This is a genomic window from Leptospira hartskeerlii (assembly GCF_002811475.1).
Lineage (GTDB): Bacteria > Spirochaetota > Leptospiria > Leptospirales > Leptospiraceae > Leptospira_B > Leptospira_B hartskeerlii.
In genome coordinates, this window is sequence record NZ_NPDL01000002.1 from 119,715 (window position 1) to 143,151 (window position 23,437).

Below are 23,437 nucleotides of genomic sequence, written 5' to 3' on the forward strand. Positions count from 1 at the left end.
TGAGAAGATACTCTATTATCTCCTAAAGGAATCTTCTGATCATGCTACAAAATAACTACTTTAACGATGTATCCGACTTGAGGTTACATTTCGATCATATTATCAATTGGAAGGAAATTGTAGATTCCTACGAAGGTGGGTTTGCCGACGCCGCAAAATATAAGGCAGGAGACGAAAGATTTGCTACCGCTCCTTCTTCTCATGAAGAAGCATTAGAATATTATAAAACATTACTGGATTCCGTCGGGGAATTTGCAGGTAAAGAGATTGCTCCTTATGTGGCCGAATTAGACAAGGTTGGAGTAAAATTCGAGAATGGAAAAGTTGTATTCCCCGAAAAACTTTTGGAAATTGTCCGAAAAGCCAGAGACGCGGGATTACAGCCTACAGGGTTTTCCAGAAAATACGGTGGTTTAGGAATTCCTTGGACCGTTCGCGCATTCTTTAGCGAAATCTTATATAGAGTGGATGCATCCGTTTGTATTTCCATAGGATGTGTAAACTTAGCGGAGATTGTCGAAAAAAACGGAAGTGAAGAATTAAAAGACGAATGGTTACCTCGTTTGGCTGCGGGAGAATTTGCCTGCGCGATGGGACTCACAGAACCCGATCACGGTTCCGATCTGCCAGGGCTTCGTACTAAGGCGACTCATAAAGAAGGAAATACTTATCTGTTAAATGGGACCAAAAGATTTATCACCCAAGGTTGTGGCACAGGAGAAATTCCCGCGATCCTTTTGCTCTTAGCTAGAACCGGAAATCCTGGAAGTGGTGCGAGAGGTCTTTCTTTCTTCTTGGTTCAATCTAAAGATGTGCAAGTTGCAGGGATCGAAAAGAAGATGGGACTACATTGTTCTCCAACTTGCGAGATCGTTTTAGAAAACACTCCAGGTATCTTGATAGGAGAAGAAGGTCACGGACTAATCAAACATACGATGGGAATGTTGAATGGTGCTCGTATGGGAATTTCTCAACAAGGAGTTGGGATCGCACAAGCAGCGTTATCCGAAACTAAAAAATATACTTCTGAAAGGATCCAATTTGGAAAACCGATTGGGACCATTCCTGCCGTTCGAAAAATTTTACGCAGAATGGAAAGAGAAACCATGGCGATGCGCTGCCTAATGTTGGAAGGCGCTCGTGCAATGGATCTATATTATTTTAGAGGAGATCATCTGAAAGAAAAGGGCGCTACCGAAAGAGATCTGAAATCGGATGTGGTCCTGAAATATTGGGAAAAGTTAGCCGGAATACTTACGCCAATTTCCAAGTTTTATTGCTCCGAGTCCTGTGTAAAGATTGCCGGTGACGCTGTTCAGCTTCATGGAGGAGCAGGTTTTACTGAAGACTATGATGTTTCCAGAATCTACAGAGACTCTAGGATCACAACTATCTACGACGGAACTTCTCAGATCCAAGTCAATGCAAGTATCGGTGGGATTGTCACAGGTATGAGCGGTCATGGTTTCTTGAGAGAATATATAGATAACGAATGGTCGCATTTCCCGACCGAAGAGACCAAGGTTCTTTCCGATGTTTGGGACGGTTTCCAAGAGGCCGTCACAATGTATAAGGATCTAGCCACTTCAGAGGAGAGAGAGGAAACTGCAGACGAGATCGTATGGGCAAGTGCCAGACTTCTTTCCGGTTTGTTATTCTATCGTTCTACGCTTCGTATTCCGGAAGAGCTTAGAGCAGATCGTCTGTCTCATGTCGAAGAGTATAACCTTGATAGCCTTGGCTATATGGAAGGTCTTAAGGCGAAATTGAAAGTAAAGGTTTCGGCAAGACAGACGGTTTAAGATCGAAAAAAAGCGTTTTTTGCCCTTATACTTTTAGGAAATCGGTCGATGGAATTAGAAGGAGGGGACTATGCCCGCATTCTCTATTCCGGGACTGAGTTCCGGCCAGGATACGAATCAGATCGTAAAAAAACTGGTAGAGCTGGAAGCAAAGCCGATTCGCCGTTTGGAAAGACAAAACGGTTTCAATCAGGCTCAGGTCAAGGCATGGTCCGATCTTAAAACTCTTACTACAGACCTCCAAAATAAAACTAGAGAAATTATTTCTTTCACTGCTCCTTTTGCGACTAAGTCGATCGTTTCCGATCCGGAAGGTGTGATTACCGGAGATGCTGCGCGCTCTGCAAGCAGTGGAAAACGTAAGATAGAAGTGAAAGAGCTCGCTACATTCCATCAGATCTCAGGCGATCCTATCGATTCTGAAAGAAAGATACCTGCAGGTACTTTTAAAGTTATTTCGGGAGAAATAGAGAAGGAGATAGAGTTCCAAGGTGGAACGATTCGAGATCTTTATCTCACGATTCGCACTGCTGCTGCGGGGATCATTCAACCTACTATCGTTAAAGTGGATCAAGATAAAACGGTCCTTACGTTAGCTGCTTCTCAATCCGGTAAAGACAATCAATTGAAGTTTGACGATCCGAATGGAGTGCTCAAAGCCGCTTCTCTTGTGGGAGGAATGCTTCCTCAGGATCCTCCGCAATCTTTTTATCTTCCTTGGGAAGCAAGCCAGACAAATCCATTTCAGCCGGACAAATACGGAATGACCGCGACTGCTAAACCTACATTTGTCGCAGCGGATCCCGAGAAAAAAGAACCATCTAAGATAAAATTAAGTTCTAAACAAGCATTCCAATTTCATATGAATGCAAGAGAAGGGAAGAAGGGAGCAAGAATTGAAGCTACTCTTTCTGAACCTTTGGAAGAAGGAGAGACGATCTCCTTGGGTGTGATCTACGACCAAGACGAACAGGATAAAGTATTTTTAGAGCAAGCTTATCATAAAGAAGGAAAGGTCCGTATTACATTTAAATCCAATATGGATGGAAAGAAGATCCATAAGGTAATCGTAATCAACCAAACCGGAAAAGAAAAGGAATTCTCTAATTTCAGATTCGTTCTTCCTGCTGAATTTAACGGAGCTAAACCTGCAAAGACAATTGTAGAAGCTAAAGATGCGGTCTTTTTAGTAGACGGGATCGAGATTACTCGACCTAAAAACGAGGGTCTAACCGATGTTTTGGACGGGGTTCTTCTAAACCTGAACAAGAAGAGCGAAGGTGGCCCTGCTACAGTAGATATTAAAGTCGATTCCGTAAAAGGGATCCGAATGATCAAAGAATTTATAGAAGCATATAATAATGTTTTAAAATACTCAAAAGACGCCACTGCGGTCAATAGAGAAAGCGGCATCAGCGACTCTAAACTGGAAGATCCTGATATTACCCGATCCTTCTGGGAAGGAAAAACTAAAACCGGTATTTTGGCCGGTGAGAATTCGGTCATCCGTTTAGTCGCAGGTATGAAAACAGTGACTACTTCTTCTTTTCCTGCTTACCCGAATTCTGAGATCAGAACTCTTTCCGATGTTGGAATTTCAACAGGTGACGTGGGAAGCAAATGGGCAGATATCCAAGAAGGTTTGCTTGCTCTAGATGAGGCAAAACTTGCAGCAAAACTTGCAGAGAATCCGGATGCAGTACGTCATTTGTTCGCCCAAGATACAAATTCCGATGCGAGAATGGATACCGGAGTTGGCGTAAACCTGGTAGAACATTTGAAACCTTATACTCAGTTCGCAGGCGGATTGGTAACAAGCAAGATCAAGTTATTAGAAGAACAAGTTTCCGATAATAATAAGAAGATCAAAAACTTTGAATCACACCTAATGAGTTACGAAAAAAAACTCAAAGAAAAGTTCCTGTATATGGAACAGGGTGTGGGTAGAAATAAGGCCGTCGGTTCCTATCTGAATAATAATCTCAGTAGGGGACAGGGCGGAGACGATAAATAAAGGAATTATAATATAAACGGAGGAATCACCGTGGAAATATTCGTAAACGAGCAAAAATTGGAAAGCGTCATTGAAAATGAAAAGAACCTTGGAGAGGTTTTCGACGCGGTACGTCGTTGGGTGGAAACTAACGGTAAATTTTTATTATCCTGCGTTGTGGACGGTGAGGAATTTACCCAGAACACAATGCGTGATTCTTCCATTTCAAATGCCTCCAAAATGGAGTTTTTTGTGGGAGAGGAATTGGATATTTTGATCAGTTCTCTTCACGAGTTGGATTCTTATGTTGATAAGGTCGGAACTACTTTACTTGGTAGAGATTCTTTGACTGAAAAAGAATCCAAGGAGTTAGGAGACGGGATCGAATGGATCCGAAGTCTTTTGGAATCTGCAGGTAAACTTTTAAAACTGAAATACGATCAGATCAAACCAATGGGAACCGGTTCTACAGTAAGTGAGATCCTAGATGAATTGAGTCGCAATTCTTCCAAACTGGATGGAACCACTGCGATCGAAGAATTTTTGGAATATTTGCGGGACCTGAAATTATTTGTGATGGATCTGGTCGCAAGGGCTTCTGTTCTAGATCTAGAACTTCCTACTCTAAGAGAAATTTTAGATACTTTCATCAAGGCAGTTCCTGCTTTGAAAGAAAGTTTCGTAAAAGTTAACGAAAGTTATCAGGCTGGAAAAGACGAGGTGGCAACACATCTTCTTACTCAGTCTGTTTCTCAGATCAATGTACTTCTGACTTCCTTTATCACTTTAAGACAAAAACTTCCAGGTATGGACTTCTCCAAGATCCAAATTGCAGAAAGGACTTTTGAAGAAAAGACAAACGACTTAAACGATACTTTGGCATCTGTTGCTTTGGCACTGGAAGAAAAAGATATCATTCGTGCCGGGGATATTATCGAGTATGAGATACCTGCCGTTCTGGATGAATTTCTTCCATTTTTGGAAAAAGTAAAAGAGCAAGCGGATTCTTTAGCGGTTTAATCCGTAATTTCTAAGCAGAATAACGTGAGATCGTCAGTCATGATCCCGTCTCCGAAGGATTCCGAATAGGATACTAAGGAGCGGATCAGGCTATCCGAATCTTGATAAGAAAGTTTTTTTACAGCTTCCACAAGAGTAGTATTGCCCATAGGAATTCCTTTTGATCCTCTGACCTCGAATAAACCGTCAGAATACAATAATACTCTATCTCCAGGTTTTAGTTGTATCTGAAAATCCTCCAAAATTGGAGTTCCAACCGCGAGTAAGACTCCTCCTTTTCCTTGTAGATCCAAGGTTTCTCCATCTCTGAGAAGAAGTCCTGCATGGTGTCCTGCATAACTATATTCTAATATTCTTGTATTCGGATCGTATCTAAGGAAAACTGCGGAGATAAAATGTTGGGTTACTACGGAAGAAAGTAGATCGTTCGTGAATAGTAAGCCTTCCTTAGGCTTATTTCCTTTTCTGGAAAATACGTTAAAAGAGATGGATGCCATTGCGGCCACCATTGCTGATGAAATCCCATGTCCTGAAACGTCTGCAAATAAGATCTCCAGGCTTCCGTCTGCACTTTCGGAACAATTCAGAACGTCCCCTCCTACGTGATCGTAAGGACGGAAATAGGAGAATATTTTGAATTTATGCGAAGAAGGAAAATCACGAGTTGTTATCGTATTCTGTACTTCTCTTGCGATGTCCAGGTCTTGGATCACTCTTGAATAGAGCATATTGATCCGTTCGGACGCCTCTTTTTTTTCAGTGATGTCTCGGAGAACATACACTCTCCCTAAGTCTTTGCCTGAGATCGGGATTTCCGATTTGGAAACTTCTAAATAAACTGAATTCGAAGAGGGGAGCATATCTTCGTCAGGAGAGATTTGTTTTGTTTCTGAAAATTTTCTTTTGAAGTCCATCCTGGAGAAGGGCCTTCTTGTAAATCCTTCTAAAAATTTTCCTAGATCCAGTTTTTCCGGAGCAGCAGTTATTTTAGGAAAACCTAACATTTCTTTTGCGCTTTCGTTCCAATATAGCAAATCGTCTGAAGCTGACAATAGGATAACGCCTTCTCTAAGTTTTGCATACAATTGGAGCGCTATCTTTTCTAATCGGATCTCTAAAAAGCCATACTTTGCAATTGCGATAAATACGCAGGCGGATTGGATCACACTTACACTTCCGCTCAAAGGAGGATAATGCAGATCTCCTTGGGATAAGATCCGAGGGAGTACTGTTGTCAAAAATCCAAGTACTGAAGATAGAAATGTTCCGAATGCCAAAAGATAACATTGTTTTCTGAATCCTATCTCTTCTTTTCTGGATTCAAAGATCAAAAGAAAGATGGCGTACACAGGAGGAGAAACAGTGAGAAGATTGATCCCATACACGTAAAGTGGGCCTTGGATGAGCATGTCTCCCCAGTATTTTCTTTCTACTCCTGCGATGATCCAGTCGGTCGTCAATGTGATCGGAAAAATTGCGAGCGCTAATCCTCTCAAAAGATATAAAACTATATTCGGGTTTTTTGATAAAAATGCGAATACGAACTCTAAAAATAAAGGACCAACTAATAACCAGGAAATGGAACTGATCTTAAAGATCCAAGTCATCCAATGGAAAGGTAAGAATGACCAATACAAAACGATGGAAATGATCCAGAGACTTAATGCCCCGGAATATAAAAGGTATAGATGAACTACTTTATGCTTTCCTTTTAACGCTAAAACATAAGTGAACAACCATAGATTGATAAATAATGCGAATAATGGAAGGATCAGATATGGATTCATGGCCCGATCTCCAAAGCCAACATCGCCAAATCGTCATTGTGTTTTCCGTTCCCGAATTCTAATGCCTTTCTATGAGCTGCTTCTAATAGAGATCGAGTATCTCTGTCCGCCATTGTTCCGATCCAGTCTAAGAATTCTTCGTAACCGAAAATTTCTCCTAGACCGTTCTTCACTTCATATAAACCATCAGAATAGAATAATAATCTGTCCGAAGGTTGTAGATCGAAATGATAATCGTTCAGATGTAGTTCCTTGACTGCGAGTAAGATCCTACCTTCTCCTTCCAGTGGATAAATTTTGCCTTCTCTGAATACAAGCATAGGATGATGTCCCGCATAAGAGAACCGGATTCTGTTTTCGTTAGGATAAAAACTTGTATAGACTGCGGAGATGTGATGGTGTAATACAACCTTAGAAAGCATTTCATGGATCTCGGATAAACTTTCCTTGGGAGAAAGTTTTTTATCCGACACGATCTGGAACGCGATAGAAAGCATTCCTCCGACCATCGCAGACGCTATTCCGTGTCCGGAAACATCTGCAAATAGTATATCTACTCTTTCTTCGGGATGTTCAATTACTCTCAGCATATCCCCGCCCACCTTGTCTATGGGTTGGAAAAAAGAATGGATCCTATAAGAACCCTTATCCGGAAATTTTTGGGTAATGATAGAAGCTTGAGTAACTCGAGCAATCTCCAAGTCGTTTACGATTTGTGAATATAGTTGGTGGATTTTTTCTTGGGCTGCCTTTTTTTCGGTGATGTCACGCAATAGATATAAGGTCCCCGATTCATTCTCCGTGATCCTGATCTCAGAAACAGTTAGCTCTATGAACTGTAATACTGAGTTGCCTATTAATTGGTAGTCTCTTGGAATATGATCCTGTTCTTCCCTATAATTTGCAAAATGCCATTCCGGTTTGAATAAACCTTCTTTAGAAGGAGAGCCGTCTAAGATCGCGATCGCCGCTTGATTTGCAAAAAAGAACTCGTGGTTTTCTTTTGTAAGAATAATTCCGTCGTGGATGTCTCGGAACAATTCTACAGCAATCCTTTCTAAACTGATATTTAAAAAACCGTATCGTGTGATCGCAACAAAAATGAAGAACGCTTGTATACTGATCGCTGCCGGACTCAAAGGAACGAATAAAAATCTACCTTGTTCGTCCAGGTTGAACAGTTCAGTATAAGCGCTGATCCCTAATGCGATCGTTGTGCCCCAGATCCAGTAATTTAATTGTTGTCTGATCTTTCTTTGTTTTGTCCTAAACCTTTCTTTTAAAAGAAGATATAGTCCCCAAATCGCAGGACCACTCACTGCGACCGTGCTGAATGGAACGAACAAAATCCCAGGCTCTAATTCGTATCCCCAATCGTATAAAATGGAACCTTTGATGATCCAATCAGTAGAAGCTGTCAGGAAGATGGTCAGCACCACAGCAAAGCGAAAGAATGGGAGAAGGATTGTCGAACGAATGTTTAAAAATCTATATACCGTTTCTAAAAATAAGAGGCCAACTGGGATCCAGGTAAAACAAGAAAGTTTAAAAATAGGAGTCATCCATTCCGGAGGAAGCATACTCCAATATAAAATATAAGAAACCAGCCAAAGATTTAAGAATAGAACGAATCGTAAAAAGTCTCGGATGACCGCACTTCGGAACCTTCTCGCGAAAACATATGAAATAAGAAGAGTATTTATGATTAGAGCGCTTATTGGCAGAAAAAGGTAATAATTCATAGGCCCGAAGCTTCGAGGCATCCTAACCGGGTCCTAATTCGGAATCAATCCCGAATGACTTGTCGACGGACCTTTTTTGGGCCGGAAAACCGTAGTTTTTGGAGAGTCAAAATCCCGAAAAATTAGGATTTGTTTATTAAGAAAATTAATTGCGTTAGACGACATTGTATATAGGATTGACGCGACTAACGCTCCGTCACGGCCTAAGAGGAAAATCGAATGAGTGGACTGGATTTGGTAGGAACGATGGAACCTAGCTCCGATTATTTGATCCAAGAATCAATATCGTATCCTTTTAAAGAAGCTCCCATACTTTCCCTGAAGGGAGTCACTCTCACTCCTGTATGTATCTGCCCTGAATGCGGGGTAATTAGCAAAACTCCTTGGTACAAGTCCAGAGGAAGACTCAGGGATTGGGCTGCATTCCTGGAAGAAGTCAGCTATATCACCTGTTCTAACGAGTCCTGTCAGGCAAAATACTCTCCAAAATACCTTTTGGATTTTTCGAAAGGGATCGGTGTTTTAAATAAATCAAATTTGCTGAATTCTTTAAAGTCTTGGTTCGAGGAATTTGCCGGAAGAGAGATTGTTTGGGCGGAAGAAGAGGACTCAGACTCCTTATATTGGGACCCATTCTTTCAATCCGTACCGAATTGGGCCGATCATATTCCTACTCATCTATTTGCCAATATTCTACGCTATACTCCTCCCAAGGATTTGGAAGGGATCCTTTTAGGAAGAAAGGGAATTCCTTTATTCGGCGGATTTAAACTTTAAGAAAATATTATACGATCCAGACTATTATCTTTCTTGCAGGATCCTTCTGGAAAGAGTCTCGTCCTTCTTCAATTGGGAGACTAAGGCATCTACACCGGGGAATTTGATCTCTTCTCTGATCTTTTGGGTAAAAATGACGTTTACCTTCTTCCCATAGATATCATCAGAAAAATCGAATATATGACTTTCTAATGTGACTGCTTGATCGCCAAAAGTAGGATTATTTCCAATATTGATCATAGAAGGATAAGTTTTACCTTCTATTTCAGTTCTTCCTGCGTAGACTCCAACTCCGGGAAGAATAAGTTCAGGCAAAGGTTGCACATTAGCAGTAGGAAATCCTATGGTTCTTCCTCTTTGGTGGCCATGGACAACCGTTCCTGTGACTGAAAATTCTCTTCCGAGACATTCTTCCGCATCTTCTACCTTACCTTCTCTCAATAAGGAGCGAATATAGGAGCTAGAAAGTTTTGTGGTGCCAAGAAACACAGGATCTAATTTTTGCAGATCGTATCCGAATTCGGAGGAGTATTTTTTGAGAAGTTCATAATCGCCTCTTCTTCCTTTTCCGAAACAATGATTGAATCCGATCAGAATGGATTTCGCTCCCAGTTGGTTAATTAGGATTTCTTTTAAGAATGTTTCCGCTTCTATTTGGGCGAATTCTAAAGTGAACGGAACAACGACTAGCCAATCGATTCCGTAAGATTCTATTAAACTTTCCTTATCTGCCTGGGTTGTGATCCCTCCTAGGTCCTTGTCCTTTCCTAAGACTAACGCAGGGTTGGGGTAATAGGTGACCACACAGGAAGGGAGTCCTTTTTCTAGAGAAATTTCCTTGGTTCTTTCTAAAAGAGCCTGGTGCCCCAGATGGATCCCGTCAAAATTCCCCAAAGTTACGACTGTGGAAGTCTTTAGGTTGCTTTTTAAGTTCTCCAGACTTCTAAGAATTTTCAAGTTTCTCTCCAAAGGACGGTCGATATTCTAAAAAGATGGACTGGCGCCGAATTGCAATTCTCTTATTCTTAATTCTTGCCGCTGCCGGACAGGGTCCGATCAGTCAGGAAAATCGGAAAACGAAAAATTTTGAGAATTTCTCCAAACCGATGGGGGGAGAAAACTATATTTCCGAGGATTATAGAACCTTCCCCGAACTTTCTATTTGGGCCTATCATAATGGTCTGAAATTAGCTCCAGATAGAAAAGATCCGGCTCCAGGTTCCGGGACAGGTCGACTATTCGACAACCAATGCAGAATGGTCCCTGAAACCGGGTTGGATATCCTACTCGTTGCCAATCCGAACAGAAAAGACATTATATACGTTTATTTCGATCTAACTTTATTTTCCAAGACGGAAAATGCAGCGATTTTGCCGGATAGAGAGCTTAGAATTTCTGCAAACGGGATCTTGAAAAGAACGATCCGCTTTCCGGATGTAAACTTATACTCCAAGTCTATCTACGCAGGAACTCCTCCAGTATATATCGAAGTTGATCCATCCGAGTTGAGGGAAGGAAGACTAAATTTGAATCTTACACCGTTAGCGGGAGAAAAGGGTAGATTTTGGGGAGTTTGGGACGTGTTTTTGTCGTACACAGCCCCAGAATATCCTTGAAGATCAGGGAAACTGGCTGGTGAATTCGGACTCTGAAAGAGTTTGGAAATAAGAAGTCAGTCCCGCCACTTTGAAAACTTTTTCGATCGCAGGTTTCATGTTCGCGATGAAAAATTTTCCGCTCAACTCTTGGACATAATTCAATTGTTTAATCAGCATCCCGATCCCGGAAGAATCGATATAGTTTAACTTTTCCAGGTTGATCACAACGTTATTGTTATTTCGATCAATGTTCTGTTCGAAAAAGTTTTTGAGATCTATGGACGTATAGATGTCCAGGCTCCCGGAGAGGCTGATTATATTTGTTTCGCTGGATTTTCTAATGCTGATTTCCATATCCGTCCCTTCCCTTTTCGTAGAATCCGGCCGGAATTCAACGAATTTTTAGGAAAATTCCGGGCTTTTTGACGGAATGGACGACACTAAATATAGGAATCGTCCGGACTCATACGAATGAAGAAACTGTCTATCTTACTTCTTTTGATATCCTTATTCACTTGGGAAATATTTTCTCAGGACTTCGAGAAGGACGGTCAGATCAAAGTTCTTCCATACGAGCCAATGCAGGTCCGTGACATAGAAGGACTGACCAAAGACATCAAAGATTTTCATAAAAGAATAGAGGATATGCTCCCTTTCCTTAACAGAAGGAAAAAAATTATTGATAATGAGTATTTCCAGTTTGTTCCTGCGATGGAAACTTTCAATTTTCCGGTCCGCGACAGATATTTAATCGATAAAAAGTTTTATCTAAAAGTTTCGGGGGGAGAAGGTTCCCTAAAACTGGATGGAGTCCGTTTTATCACTAGAAAATCGCTGGTTACTAAACTCAGACCGATCAACGATGAGATCGGAGAATTAAAAAATGAGAAGGTTGCCGCCTCCGATCCTTCCAATATTGTCTTAGTTGTGAAAAGAAAAACGGATGCCGGAACAAAAGAAGAAGTGTATAGTCTCGGTAATATCAGGAGCCCGAACCAAAGAGTTAAGTTTGTTCGTTCGTATCGTGACAATCTTGCAGAAGTGGTTCAAGCAATAGACAAGTATGTGGAAGGAACGATCCGTGCAGATAGGAAGGATGTGGACACTATGCTTGACGGATTGGAAAGTGGTGGTTCCTTCCAAGAATATAATTCGAATCGTTAAACCATTTTTAGAGTCTAAAATTTTATCATGAGTTCGGCCTGGACAGATCATTACAGGGTTCTGGGCCTTGGCTTCGGTGCAAGCCAGGAATCTATTAAACATAGATATAGAGAACTCGCCAAAATTTTCCATCCGGACAATAGGCTCACAGGTTCCAAACCTGTGTTCTTAAAAGTTTTAGAATCCTATCAAATACTTTCTAAACCGGAAGAACGTTCTCGTTTCGATCAAGAATTTAAGATCCGTAAAAGACAAGAACATGCAAAAAATGGAATCCATTTGATCCCACCATCTAGGATCTTATTTGCCACCCAAGCGGTTGAATTTGCAAGAAGGGGCCTTCTTCGCGCCGGAATGAGAAGCAGGGATCGCAAAAAATACACAGGTATCTATCATGATATTCGGATCTGCCTCAAACCGGAAGAGTTATTGGGTAGAATATTCGCTGCCATTCCTTTGGTAGTTAGAACCATGTGCCCTGAATGTAGAGGTTCGGATCTGAACTGCGCCTCCTGCGGTGGAAAGGGCAGTTACAAAAGTTACAGATACCTAAAATGGAGCCCCGAACCAGGGACTTTGATCCCGGGCAGGATCTACACCTTGGATCTATCCGGGTTTCGCCCCGATGTATTTACTCATTTCAAGAAGCGGATCTTAAAAGTTAAAATTGAACTCTTCCAGGGTCAAAAAAAATAGGCATATATGCAGAAGGTTTTAAAATTCGAGCCCATCTATAAGGAAAAAATCTGGGGCGGTAGAAAATTAGAAACCGTATTGGGACGTTCTATCCCTTCGGGAGATATAGGCGAGTCCTGGGAAATTTCGGATTACGGTTCAGATCTTTCCAAAATTACGAACGGAGAATGTTCCGGAAAAACCTTCAGAGAAGTATATACTTCCAATTACGAGACAGTGCTTGGAAAACCTTTTAAAGGACAGAACTTTCCATTATTGATCAAATTGATTGATGCTAAGGAAAAATTATCAGTACAAGTCCATCCGGACGACGCATACGCGGAGAAGTTTGATCCTGAAAGTGCAGGTAAAAAAGAAGCTTGGACAGTTTTACAAGCAGACAAAGGTTCTAAACTAGTTTGCGGATTCTCTAAACAAACAAATAAAGAAGAATTTTCAGAATACGTACAAACAAACAGAGTAGAAGAAATTTTAAACGAAGTAGAAGTAAAGGAACTGGATTCTTTTCTTTTAAACCCAGGAAGAATCCACGCGATCGGTGGCGGGATCCTTTTGATGGAAGTCCAACAATCTTCTGATTCCACTTATAGAGTGTATGATTACGGAAGACCAAGAGAGTTACATCTTAAAAAAGCATTGGATGTTTTGGATTTTTCTTCCGCAGATCCAAAAGACAGATTGGATCCTAAACGGATCGATTCTTTCGAATTTAATCGTTCGGTTCTAACTGCAAATGATAAGTTCAGAATGGAAATTTTAGAGATCGATTCTACTCAGAAATTTTCTCTTCCTTCTTTTTCGTCCGAGCCTGTGTTCCACGTTTTGATGGTATTAAGTGGAGAATGTAAATTAGAAGACCTGGATCTGAAAACAGGAGATACTGTTTTAGTTACTGCTTTCGGGATCAAAGAAGGAGTGACTTGCGAATCTAAATCTTCTTTCTTACGTTTGGCCTGGTCCGGTCCAGGTTCTGATTGGATCCAATATTCTTAATTTATGAGCGGTCCAGGAGAATATTCGGAAGAGCCTCTTCTTTGGGTAAGCGAATCCGAGATCAAAAAACAAAAACAAATCGCGAAAGAATTGCGCAAAACTCCTTGGTGGAGAAAAAAGAAAGCGGACGGGATCTGTCATTACTGCGGCAAAAAATTTCCGCCTGACGAACTCACCATGGATCACTTGATTCCTTTAGCAAAAGGAGGAAAGTCTATTAAAGCTAATTTGGTTCCTGCTTGTAAAGACTGCAATAATTCCAAAAAGAACAAACTTCCTTTCGAAGAATTCTGATTATCCTACCAGCAATGCGTATGGAAGACTGCTTCCAACAAATATAGATCGCAGATATTTTTATTGTTCGGATTTGTCAAACATGCTGCCTGTAACATCTCCCCAGTCTTTTTATCGCTAGGAGTTGCCCTACCACAATCTTGCCTTCCTCCGGAATTACAGTCGGAAGATCCAAGCAGCACGAGCGATACAAAAATAAAAAAGAATATATTACGCATTTTGAATAATTAACCTGCGGGTTTCGGTCTACTTAGCACATATCTTTCTAAAAATAGGATCCAATCCCTTTTAAGAGAAGGTTTTTTGAGATAAGAATCGAATCCTGAACTTTCAAAAAATTCTTCCGAACCTGGCAACGCGTGGGCTGTCCAGGCAACAAGATAAGGTGGATGAGCATAAGTTTCCTTAATTCTCTTTGAAACTTCTAAGCCGCTAATATCAGGAAGATCGATATCTAAAAGTATAATTTCGTAAGTTTCTCTATCTAATTGAACAAGTGCGTCTTTTCCCATTCCTAAAGAATGTACTTTCATTCCGAGCTTAGTGAGAATGTCGAATGCAACTCTTCTGGAAAATTCTTGGTCTTCCACGAGTAGGATTTTGAGAGGAGGTAGAATGATAGGAGGAGCTGCCTCTTCTTCCAATTCTTGTTTTTCAGGTTCTTCTTGCGGGAAGGGAAGTAAAAAGGAAAATTTAGATCCTTTTCCTGGAGAACTTGTGATTCGGATACTTCCTCCCATAAGCTCTACTAATTTTTTGGAGATAGTTAGACCCAGTCCGCTTCCTCCGAATTTTCTAGCGACAGAAGAGTCCGCTTGAACGAAAGGTTCGAATAATATTGCTGCTTGTTCTTCTGCGATCCCGACTCCATCGTCTTCTACCCAGAATTCCAAAACTCTGGAAAAAAGATCTTCTCCATAAAAACGAACTCCAAGGCTGACTTTCCCTCCGGAGCCGGTAAATTTGATAGCGTTACTCAAAAGATTTAAGAGTACTTGTTGGATCCTTCCTTCGTCTCCTAAGAATATTCCAGGATGATGCTCCGGATAAGAAATATCCACTAAAACCCTTTTCTCTTCCGCTCTGGCCTTTACCATCCTTGCGGCCCTTTGCAAAACGGCAAACGGGTCGAATGGCAGGATCTCCAACACGAAACGATGGTTTTCTATTTTAGAAAGATCTAATAATTGATTCACTAAGTGGAGAAGATTCTCTCCTGATGCTTGGATAATCTCCGCGTATTCTTTTTGCTCTTGGGTTAAGGAAGTTTCGGACAGAAGATTAGAAGTTCCCAAGAGTCCGTTCAGGGGAGTGCGGATCTCATGGCTCATAATTGCCAGGAAGTCGTATCTATATTTGGCTTCCCATTCCGCTTTTTCTTTTGCGGCAGTAAGCTGTACTGTTCTTGATTCTACTTTGTTTTCCAATTCCGTTTTCAATTCATTCAGGTTTTGGTTGGCGATCTGTAATCCCTTTTCTGCTTCCATAGAAGTCCTTAAAACTCTTGAGAAGGAAAATGAAAAGCCAAGGCTATGAAAGAATATGAACAGAAAGATTGCCGGTGCAAGTATGTAATGATTATTTAATATATAATTTGAGGACAGGATATCGTTTATTCCAGCAATGATTATGAACGAGATCCCAACTAAGAAAAATCTGGAACCTGGTCTTCCATGGATGACTGCTCTCGCGCAACCTAATAGAGTGTAAGCCCCGCCTATCAGAATTGTGAATTGGAATGGAAATAGTAATCTCGCATAATATTCTGCAGGCAATACCAGAGTGGGAATTGAGAAAAATAGCATTATGATCATAGAGATCCTTTCCGTTTTGGGATGGAAATCCTGTTTAAATGCTGTAGCAGAATAGGACAAAAATCCTGAACAAAGAACATAAGTACTCAAATATTCCAATCTATAACTGATTTCCCAAGGCACCTCTGGGAATATATAATTGAATAATCGATTTCCGGTTAGGAAAAATCGGAACACGGAAGCTAAGGAGAATAATGCAAAGTATAATTGGCTTTTTTCTTCCCTTGTTCTGAGAAAGGCCATGATCTGATAGATCGCAAGAACCAAAACCGCCGCAGAGCTTGCCACATCCATCGCTTGGCTATAATGCAATTTTTTTAATATAAGAGAAGGTATCCCGATCTCAGGAGTAAACCAGAGACCTCCGTTGATATGAGCGAAATTGGAGATCTCAAAATCCAATCTTTTCAAATTTTGAGGAAGAAGAACTATGGAAGTCTGCAGGAACGGTACCGAGGTCTCCGGAGTTTTTCCTACTTTACCCACAGTTTCTAAAAGTTTTCCATCCGCATAAATTGAGTAGGAAGTTCCTAAATCCGGGACTTTTAACATCAACTCAGGGCAATTTTCAGGAAGTTGCAGATGTAAGGAGTAGGTCCCGAAACCTTTTCCGTTTGGAAATAAAAGTTTTCCGTCTTTGGTGAATTCATTCCAGATCTGAGGAATAGGCGCGTAGATCGTGTCTTGGATCTGTAATGGCTCAGGTTCTGATGCCAAAAATTTTCCTGGAACCAATTCCCAATCTCCTCTCAAAGAAAGAATGGTTTTGTTCGGGTCCCAGGTTTTTGCGTCTAGTTTACCTTCTCGAATTTCTCCCAAATCATAATCTGTCCTACCGCAATTCCAGGAGAGTAGAAGGCAGAGAATAAAAATCGGGAAAATTACACGACTCGAATGCATATCAGTCCGTTGCCGGAGTATCACCAAATGCGGCATCTTTAAGATTTTTGCAAGTGGAGATTTGGAATTTCCGTCAAGAATGACGGAATTTCATCCTATAAACGACGGATTTTCAGGTTTGTCCACCTTTTACGGCAAAGCCGGATCCTTTTTTGGGCCGATCTTTATTACACGGAGCGATCTCTATGTTGGAATCTTACGATAAGGAAACAGAATCCACAGAGCATGAGGAGTTAGGCGATGAACTTCTGCACTTGTTGGATGAGGACGGAAATCCATATTCTTTTATCGTAGGAGAAGTAGTAGAGTTGGACGAGCACCAATATTTTTTACTCATACCCTCTTCAGAAGATGAAACTGATTTCATCAATCTAGATGTAGGATTTTTAAAAGGAGAAGAAAGTTTCGGATATTTTGCTGTGAAGATAGAAGCAGATGAATTCGGAGAAGACAGATTGGTAGAAGTCACCGACCCGAGAGAGTTAGAAGATTTATTGTACGAACTGAACTCTGATGTGGTCTAATGGGTCCAATGGTTTTGATTTTTGTTTTGAAAATAGTTTTTTTAACATGAAAAAAGAAATCGCATAATTTTCAACGGATTAGAATCTATCATAGTGGAATTGAACGCTCTTAACTTCGAGTTTCAAATTTTAGCTCTCTCCAGTCTCATCATCTTGAGCATTGGTTTATTGCGCGTTTCCACAAAATTTGGAATTCCTTCTCTACTTATATTTTTAACGATAGGAATGCTCGCGGGTTCCGACGGCATTCTAAAGATCTGGTTCAACGATGCGGATCTTACTCGCAAGGTCGGTTCCATTGCACTGGCATTTATCTTGTTCTCCGGAGGTCTGGAAACTGACTGGGTTAAAGTAAAGCCTATACTTTGGAAAGGTATTTCTCTCGGAACTTTGGGCGTACTTCTCACCTGTTTGTTCGTTGCCTTGTTTGCAATTTTTGTGATAGGCTTCGATCCTATTATAGGATTTCTTTTGGGTGCGGTAGTTTCTTCTACTGATGCAGCTGCAGTGTTTAACGTTCTCAGAACTAGCAATATAGGAATGAGAAAAGGGCTCACTTCTCTTTTGGAGTTGGAATCGGGCAGTAACGATCCTCTAGCAGTATTATTAACTACGTCCGTTTTAGGTTTTGTCGGATCTTCTTCTCCTTCTTGGGATGCGCTTATATGGACAGTTTTCCAGCAGTTTAGTTTGGGAATTATCTTAGGTCTACTTTTAGGATACTGGATCTATAGAGGTATGAACCGGATCAAACTCGATTATGAAGGTTTGTATCCGGTATTACTTTCAGCTTCCGTTCTATTCGTATACTCTGCTACCGATCTAATCGGAGGAAACCCGTTCTTAGCGGTGTATATCTCAGGGATCATCATCGGAAATAGATCTTTCGTTCATAAGCGAAGTAATGTTCGCTTTATGGACGGGATTGCATGGTTGATGCAGATCGTAATGTTCCTTACCTTAGGACTTTTGGTATTCCCTTCTAAAATGCCATCTGTTGCAATACTTGGGATTGCATTTTCAGTTTTTCTAATAGTGATCGCAAGGCCCGCTGCAGTGTTCTTAGCACTAACAGGATTCAATGTGGATTGGAGAGAGAAACTTTTAGTTTCTTGGGTAGGACTGAGGGGAGCCGCTCCGATTATTTTGGCAACCTTTCCCTTTGCAAAACAATTGCCCGAGTCGGAGATGATCTTTCATCTAGTATTTTTTACAGTATTGACTTCTTTGTTGTTACAAGGATCTACAATTCCATTTGCAGTTCGAATTTTAGGACTGGAAGCAGCATTAGAACAAAGGGCTTCTTATCCATTTGAATTTGAAAACAAGGACAAGAGCGATACTCAACTTCTGGAATATATTGTTCCATACGGTTCTGCTTCCGTAGGCAAATTCGTTTACGAATTGGATTTCCCTGAAAACTCGTTGATCACCTTGATCTATAGGGGAGATTCTCATTTGGTCCCAACCGGTAAAACCAAGATGGAAGATGGGGATGTTCTTTTGGTATTAACTCCTGAAGGTGCAGAAGGTAAGATCAGAGAAATTCTTTCCAGAATGGGAGAAAGAAAAGAAGCCTAGCTTCTCACTGCAATGGTTCATTTTGATTGGAAGAAGATCATTCGATCTAATTATTTCGAACTGACCTTAGTTCTTATCTTATTTTCCTATATTTCTTATCAGAACGCTTGGCTAAGCGATGATTCATTTATTAGTTTTAGAGTTTTGGATCATTTTGTAAATGGTTACGGATTGCGTTGGAATATCGCAGAACGCGTGCAAGCATTTACAAATCCACTTTTAATCTTAACACTTTCTCCTTTTTATTACGTGTATCAGAATATAGTTTTCTGGTCCTTCTTTAGCTCATTTATTTGGGGTCTCTCCGCATTTTATTTTTTAAGAAAGATCTCCGTTTCTAAAGCCTCCTTTTGGTTGGGCTTTGGCTTTCTTTTATCTTCCAGATCTTTTGTGGACTACTCCTACTCAGGGTTAGAAAATTCTTTAAATTATCTGATCGAAGCGATCTTCTTCTATTTATATTTTAGAAAAGAAGAAGAAACTGCATCTAAGCTACCAGGCCTTGTATTTCTTGCTAGTCTTGGTCTGGTTTCCAGGATAGATTTTATTTTAATTTTTATAATTCCTCTTCTAATCGTTTTTGTTCAAGAATTTAAGAAAGGAAAAATTAATATTTCATTAAGTTCTCGAATAGCTCTTTATAGTTTGCCCGCAATCTTTTGGTTTTTATTCTCCGCTTTGTATTACGGCTCCCTTTTGCCTAATACGTACTATTCCAAAACGAATGTGGAAGATTCTTTTATTCAAATACTTTCACAAGGGTTGCAGTATTATCTTTTTGAACTGAGGTGGGATTCTGTTATCTTTGCGTTTTTTCCGATTGTGGCGATCCTTCGGGCGTTTTTCCGGAAAGACTCGAGTTCTATTTTAATATCTCTGTTCTTTTCTTTGCCCTACTTGATATATATCCTCTTTGTAGGAGGGGACTTTATGGCCGGAAGATTTTTCACTTATGTGATCTTTCTTTTTGGGATTGCATTGGCCCGCCTTGAGAATATAGAGAGAAAAGAGATTTATATCTTAGGATCTGCTTTAATTTTATATAATATTCTTCTTCCCTCCACCCCTGTTCATTCTATTAAACAACAAGTGAGAAAAAATCCTTGGGTTTTAGATAGGGTAGGAATTACGGACGAGAAATTTTGGTATTATTTAGGCACCGGTCTCGCTTGGCATGATAACAAGGGCTCTCTTCTTTCTAATATGGCGAATAAAAAACCTTTTTTCCCAGCGACCGACCAAAGAGTGTTCATTAAATATAACACAGGTGTGATCGGATTTTTTCTTCCTGATCAGTATATTATCGATATCATTGCTTTAGGTGATCCGCTTCTTTCTAGGATCCAAGGAAAGGGTAGGGTAGGTCATAAGATCAGACATTTGCCTTCCGGCTATTTTGAATCCGTTGAATCCGGAGAAAATAAGATCCAAGATCCTAAACTTAAGGAATATTATGATTCTTTAAACCTGTTAACAAGGGGAAAAATACTCGACTCCAGAAGATGGGATTTGTTCTGGAAGTTCCAATTCGGTTCTCTTCGAAAATATAAGGAGCCTTATTTGATAGATGAGGTTCGTGAAAATAAAATGTGGGAAGAAGAGAATCGTAAAAAGAACGAAGGGATAAATTCGATCTAGAGCAATAATCTTGCATTAAAATGTAGGAGCTCCTACAAGTTTTCTACGCGAAAATTTGATTGAAGGAATTAGGATTTCATGATATAGGGAGCGAGGCTTCTCCCACGGGCCCTCCTCCACCACCCAACTCGGGTGGGGGCCGCGCTCCTCCCTTCTGTAGGAACTCCTACAAAAACGGAGCCATTCTCTCTACAAGGATCCTTCTGTTGTCTCCTGTTTGCAGAGAAATAATTCCTCGGATAATTGCCTGTCTTCTTCTGTCCCTGGAAAATGCCCAGGTCCTGAGTCTGTTTGCCAATGGAAAATAAGCTAAGTTTGCGAATGCGATCCCGTAGAAAGTTGCGATAAATGCAGTAGCGATCCCTTCTCCGAGCGCCCTTGTCCCGGCGCCTAAATTTTCCAGTACGCTCACGAGTCCCATCACAGTTCCGATGATCCCGATCGTAGGAGAAAATCCTCCGGCGGTCTCTAAAATTTTTGCGGAGCGGGTTTCCTTATTCTCCAGGCCTTCTGCTGCTTCGAATAAAATTTCTTCTACAGCTCTTGGATCTGTTCCATCTACAATGAGTTGTATTCCTTTTCTCAAGAAAGCGTCCGGCACTCCTGCGAGTTGGTCTTCCAGCGATAGTAATCCGTTCTTGCGGGCCTTCTCCGCGAAGTCCAAGAAGACGTCTGAAAGAGAAAATTCTCTCTTAGGAAAAAGAGATTCTCTCAAGTGAATGATCAGATTTGCAAATTCTTCAGGAGTGTAGCTTGCGAATGTCGCGCCTGCGGTTCCGCCTACGATCAATACGAGTGCTGATAGTTTGAGAAAGGAAAGAAAATGCGCTTCTTCCAATAAGATGGCTAATAGAACGGAAGCAAATGCGGCAATTAAACCAAAGATAGCCGAACGCATGGGAGCAAATTAGGTAGATTATGTCATGAAGACAAGCGTTTTCAAAAAATAAGGGACGGTTTCGTCCATCCCCTCTACAAGAAAGTGAAAATTCGCAGTGGATTGGCTTTAACCAGGGAGGTTAAAGGTCCATCCGATTTAGAATATCGGATTTCAAAGTTGGGACCTTAGGGTAGAAGGCCATTTTTTCGGAAAGGGGATCAATTTAATTTCGGGACGAAAAATGTGGCTTTGAATGTTGCGCTGCAAAATCCATTGACTTTTTAGGTATTTCCAAAATTTTTGTCCCAAATGCTCACTGTAGTCACCGTTCTGTTTTTGGGAATTTACGCCCTAGATATTCTAGGATTATTTTTCTTTGGAATTCACACGTATATCATGGTGTATCTTTACAAAAAGTACAACACCAATTGCGATACAGACCCGAGCAGAAACCTTTCTTTGGACGATCCAAGCCTTCCGGTAGTCACCGTCCAACTTCCGATTTTTAACGAGTTTTACGTAGTAGATCGTCTGATCGACTCCACAGTTGCATTAAAATATCCTAAAGATAAATTAGAGATCCAAGTTCTGGATGATTCCACCGACGAAACTATCCAAAAAGCTGCTTCCTTAGTGGCAAAATACAAGGCTCAAGGTTTCGATATTCATCACCTTCACAGAACCAATCGTGTAGGTCATAAGGCTGGTGCCTTAGACGAAGGGATGAGAGTTTCTAAAGGGGATTACATCGCTATATTTGATGCGGACTTTATGCCGGATCCTGACTTCCTTCTTAAAACCATGGCTTACTTTGACGATCCTCAAATCGGAATGGTGCAAGCACGTTGGGGACATATCAACGCAGATTATAATATTCTAACGAAAGCTCAAAGTTTCGGCATCGACGGTCACTTCATGATCGAGCAGGTCGCAAGAAACGGTTCCAAACTTTGGATGAACTTCAACGGTACTGCAGGTACTTGGAGAAAGAAAACGATCGAGGATGCCGGCGGTTGGGAGCATGATACTCTTACAGAAGACTTCGATCTTTCTTACCGTGCAGAATTAAGAGGCTGGAAGTTCCGTTATTTTAAAGATGTGGTTTGTCCTGCAGAAATCCCTGCGATGATGTCTGCATACAAGTCTCAACAGTTCCGTTGGTGCAAAGGCTCTATCCAAACTGCAGTGAAACTTCTTCCTCGTATCTGGAAAGCGGACCTACCTTGGAAAACCAAGGCTGAGGCTGTGACCCACTTGATCAATTATTCTGTTCACCCACTTATGATTGTGAACATTCTATTCAGCGCTCCGTTATTATTAATGGAATACTGGTCAGGTTTCAGCTTCTACGATCTTCCTCTGGAAGTATTATCCGGAACCGCAGCGGTCCTTTCTATAGGATCTGTTGGACCTCTATTCTTCTACGCATATTCACAGAAAACATTATACAAAGATTGGAAAAAGAGACTAGTGTATCTTCCAATTCTGATCATGATCGGAACTGGGATTGCGATCGTAAACACCAGAGCTTGGCTCGAGGCTGTTTTAGGGATCCAATCTTCTTTCAAAAGAACTCCTAAATTGAGAATCGAGAACAACTCGGACTCCCTAAAAGAAAGGCTGAAATACACCGTTCCTTTGGATTTCCATGTAGTTCTTGAGTTCTTACTTGGTTGTTATTGTGTGTTTTCAGTTGTGCTATCTTTCTTAGTGGGACGTCCTTATATCGTGGGCTTCCTATTGATCTACGGGATCGGTTTCTTCTTCGTAGCTTTTAAATCTTTCCAAGAATTTACCTGGAAATATAAAGAAGCAAGAAACGCAGCTCAGGAAGAGATCCCTCAGGAAGCCTGACACAGCTTCCGCCATACAAAAGGCGAGGAAACAGGTTGACTCCCTGTGCCTTCGCCTAAATCTGTCAAATACCCCAGGAAACAGGATAACCGATGAGTGAGAAAGTCTATTGCGCCAACTGCCTGCATTGTGTAACCGTCAGACAGTATGAATCCGAGGCGGACAAATACATCCTCCGGGTCAAATGTACCAAGAAAAAATGGTCCAAACGTTCCGGCGAAGAGAAGTTATACAAATACTTCACAGTGGCTCGCCGTATGCAGACAGATTGCGAATTCTACGAGCCGATGGGAGAAATTCTTCCTTATATCAAAAATTTAAAGAAAGAACTTCCCATTAAAGACGAAATCTATATGGTGAAGTCGCTTAGCTAAAAAGGA

20 protein-coding genes are annotated in these 23,437 nt (G+C 40.9%); 14 read left to right on the forward strand and 6 right to left on the reverse strand.

The window, feature by feature from the left end:
• Positions 1–41: 41 nt before the first annotated feature.
• From CH352_RS03460 to CH352_RS03470, 3 genes are all read left to right on the forward strand, one after another.
• Entirely contained in the window at positions 42–1,802 is a 1,761-nt protein-coding gene (locus CH352_RS03460; RefSeq protein ID WP_100705640.1) for an acyl-CoA dehydrogenase family protein, read from the forward strand.
• A gap of 70 nt (positions 1,803–1,872) precedes the next feature.
• Entirely contained in the window at positions 1,873–3,816 is a 1,944-nt protein-coding gene (gene fliD / locus CH352_RS03465; RefSeq protein ID WP_100705639.1) for a flagellar filament capping protein FliD, read from the forward strand.
• A gap of 30 nt (positions 3,817–3,846) precedes the next feature.
• Complete coding sequence (locus tag CH352_RS03470) at positions 3,847–4,815, forward strand: hypothetical protein (RefSeq protein ID WP_100705638.1); 969 nt, start codon at positions 3,847–3,849, stop codon at positions 4,813–4,815.
• Here the strand turns inward: CH352_RS03470 and CH352_RS03475 are convergent.
• Both CH352_RS03475 and CH352_RS03480 read right to left on the reverse strand, forming a co-directional pair.
• Positions 4,812–6,602, reverse strand: coding sequence for a SpoIIE family protein phosphatase (locus tag CH352_RS03475; protein WP_100705637.1), 1,791 nt, complete (start codon positions 6,600–6,602; stop codon positions 4,812–4,814). The genes CH352_RS03470 and CH352_RS03475 overlap by 4 nt on opposite strands.
• Entirely contained in the window at positions 6,599–8,344 is a 1,746-nt protein-coding gene (locus tag CH352_RS03480) for a SpoIIE family protein phosphatase (RefSeq protein WP_100705773.1), read from the reverse strand. The genes CH352_RS03475 and CH352_RS03480 overlap by 4 nt, the downstream gene beginning before the upstream one ends.
• Before the next feature lie 219 nt (positions 8,345–8,563).
• On the opposite strand from CH352_RS03480, the gene CH352_RS03485 reads away from it, so the two are divergent.
• Entirely contained in the window at positions 8,564–9,121 is a 558-nt protein-coding gene (locus tag CH352_RS03485; RefSeq protein WP_100705636.1) for a hypothetical protein, read from the forward strand.
• 24 nt (positions 9,122–9,145) lie between these two features.
• Here CH352_RS03485 and CH352_RS03490 read toward each other — a convergent pair whose 3' ends face one another.
• Positions 9,146–10,078 (reverse strand): bifunctional riboflavin kinase/FAD synthetase, encoded by a 933-nt coding sequence (locus CH352_RS03490; RefSeq protein WP_100705635.1) that lies wholly within the window; start codon positions 10,076–10,078, stop codon positions 9,146–9,148.
• A 35-nt stretch (positions 10,079–10,113) separates the two neighbouring features.
• Here CH352_RS03490 and CH352_RS03495 point away from each other — a divergent pair, with 35 nt between their 5' ends.
• Complete coding sequence (locus tag CH352_RS03495; RefSeq protein ID WP_100705634.1) at positions 10,114–10,737, forward strand: LIC10729 family protein; 624 nt, start codon at positions 10,114–10,116, stop codon at positions 10,735–10,737.
• A 3-nt stretch (positions 10,738–10,740) separates the two neighbouring features.
• On the opposite strand, the gene CH352_RS03500 is transcribed toward CH352_RS03495, so the two are convergent.
• The gene (locus tag CH352_RS03500) at positions 10,741–11,073 is read right to left on the reverse strand and encodes an STAS domain-containing protein (RefSeq protein ID WP_008595407.1); all 333 of its coding nucleotides are present in this window, start codon (positions 11,071–11,073) and stop codon (positions 10,741–10,743) included.
• A gap of 117 nt (positions 11,074–11,190) precedes the next feature.
• Between CH352_RS03500 and CH352_RS03505 the strand changes: the two genes are divergently transcribed.
• The 4 genes from CH352_RS03505 to CH352_RS03520 are packed head-to-tail and all read left to right on the forward strand — an operon-like array spanning position 11,191 to position 13,866.
• Positions 11,191–11,883, forward strand: a complete 693-nt coding sequence (locus tag CH352_RS03505; RefSeq protein ID WP_100705633.1) for an LIC_12936 family protein — start codon at positions 11,191–11,193, stop codon at positions 11,881–11,883.
• A 27-nt stretch (positions 11,884–11,910) separates the two neighbouring features.
• Positions 11,911–12,579 (forward strand): J domain-containing protein, encoded by a 669-nt coding sequence (locus tag CH352_RS03510; protein WP_100705632.1) that lies wholly within the window; start codon positions 11,911–11,913, stop codon positions 12,577–12,579.
• Positions 12,580–12,585: 6 nt separating this feature from the next.
• Complete coding sequence (locus CH352_RS03515) at positions 12,586–13,572, forward strand: type I phosphomannose isomerase catalytic subunit (protein ID WP_100705631.1); 987 nt, start codon at positions 12,586–12,588, stop codon at positions 13,570–13,572.
• 3 nt (positions 13,573–13,575) lie between these two features.
• Positions 13,576–13,866: an HNH endonuclease gene (locus CH352_RS03520; protein WP_100705630.1), complete on the forward strand. Its 291-nt coding sequence runs from the start codon at positions 13,576–13,578 to the stop codon at positions 13,864–13,866.
• 227 nt (positions 13,867–14,093) lie between these two features.
• Here CH352_RS03520 and CH352_RS03525 read toward each other — a convergent pair whose 3' ends face one another.
• Positions 14,094–16,580 (reverse strand): ATP-binding protein, encoded by a 2,487-nt coding sequence (locus CH352_RS03525; protein WP_100705629.1) that lies wholly within the window; start codon positions 16,578–16,580, stop codon positions 14,094–14,096.
• Positions 16,581–16,765: 185 nt separating this feature from the next.
• On the opposite strand from CH352_RS03525, the gene CH352_RS03530 reads away from it, so the two are divergent.
• From CH352_RS03530 to CH352_RS03540, 3 genes are all read left to right on the forward strand, one after another.
• Positions 16,766–17,104 carry a DUF1292 domain-containing protein gene (locus tag CH352_RS03530; RefSeq protein WP_100705628.1) on the forward strand — a complete coding sequence of 113 codons (339 nt, stop codon included), beginning with the start codon at positions 16,766–16,768 and terminating at the stop codon, positions 17,102–17,104.
• Between the two features lie 93 nt (positions 17,105–17,197).
• Positions 17,198–18,685: a potassium/proton antiporter gene (locus CH352_RS03535; protein ID WP_243396231.1), complete on the forward strand. Its 1,488-nt coding sequence runs from the start codon at positions 17,198–17,200 to the stop codon at positions 18,683–18,685.
• A gap of 12 nt (positions 18,686–18,697) precedes the next feature.
• Positions 18,698–20,323, forward strand: coding sequence for a hypothetical protein (locus tag CH352_RS03540; protein ID WP_100705626.1), 1,626 nt, complete (start codon positions 18,698–18,700; stop codon positions 20,321–20,323).
• Positions 20,324–20,489: 166 nt separating this feature from the next.
• Here CH352_RS03540 and CH352_RS03545 read toward each other — a convergent pair whose 3' ends face one another.
• A complete protein-coding gene (locus CH352_RS03545; protein WP_100705625.1) occupies positions 20,490–21,221 on the reverse strand; it encodes a motility protein A in 732 nt (243 codons plus the stop codon).
• A 291-nt stretch (positions 21,222–21,512) separates the two neighbouring features.
• Here CH352_RS03545 and CH352_RS03550 point away from each other — a divergent pair, with 291 nt between their 5' ends.
• Positions 21,513–23,057 (forward strand): cellulose synthase family protein, encoded by a 1,545-nt coding sequence (locus CH352_RS03550; protein WP_100705624.1) that lies wholly within the window; start codon positions 21,513–21,515, stop codon positions 23,055–23,057.
• A 92-nt stretch (positions 23,058–23,149) separates the two neighbouring features.
• Positions 23,150–23,431 (forward strand): hypothetical protein, encoded by a 282-nt coding sequence (locus CH352_RS03555; RefSeq protein ID WP_100705623.1) that lies wholly within the window; start codon positions 23,150–23,152, stop codon positions 23,429–23,431.
• The last annotated feature ends 6 nt before the right edge of the window (positions 23,432–23,437 follow it).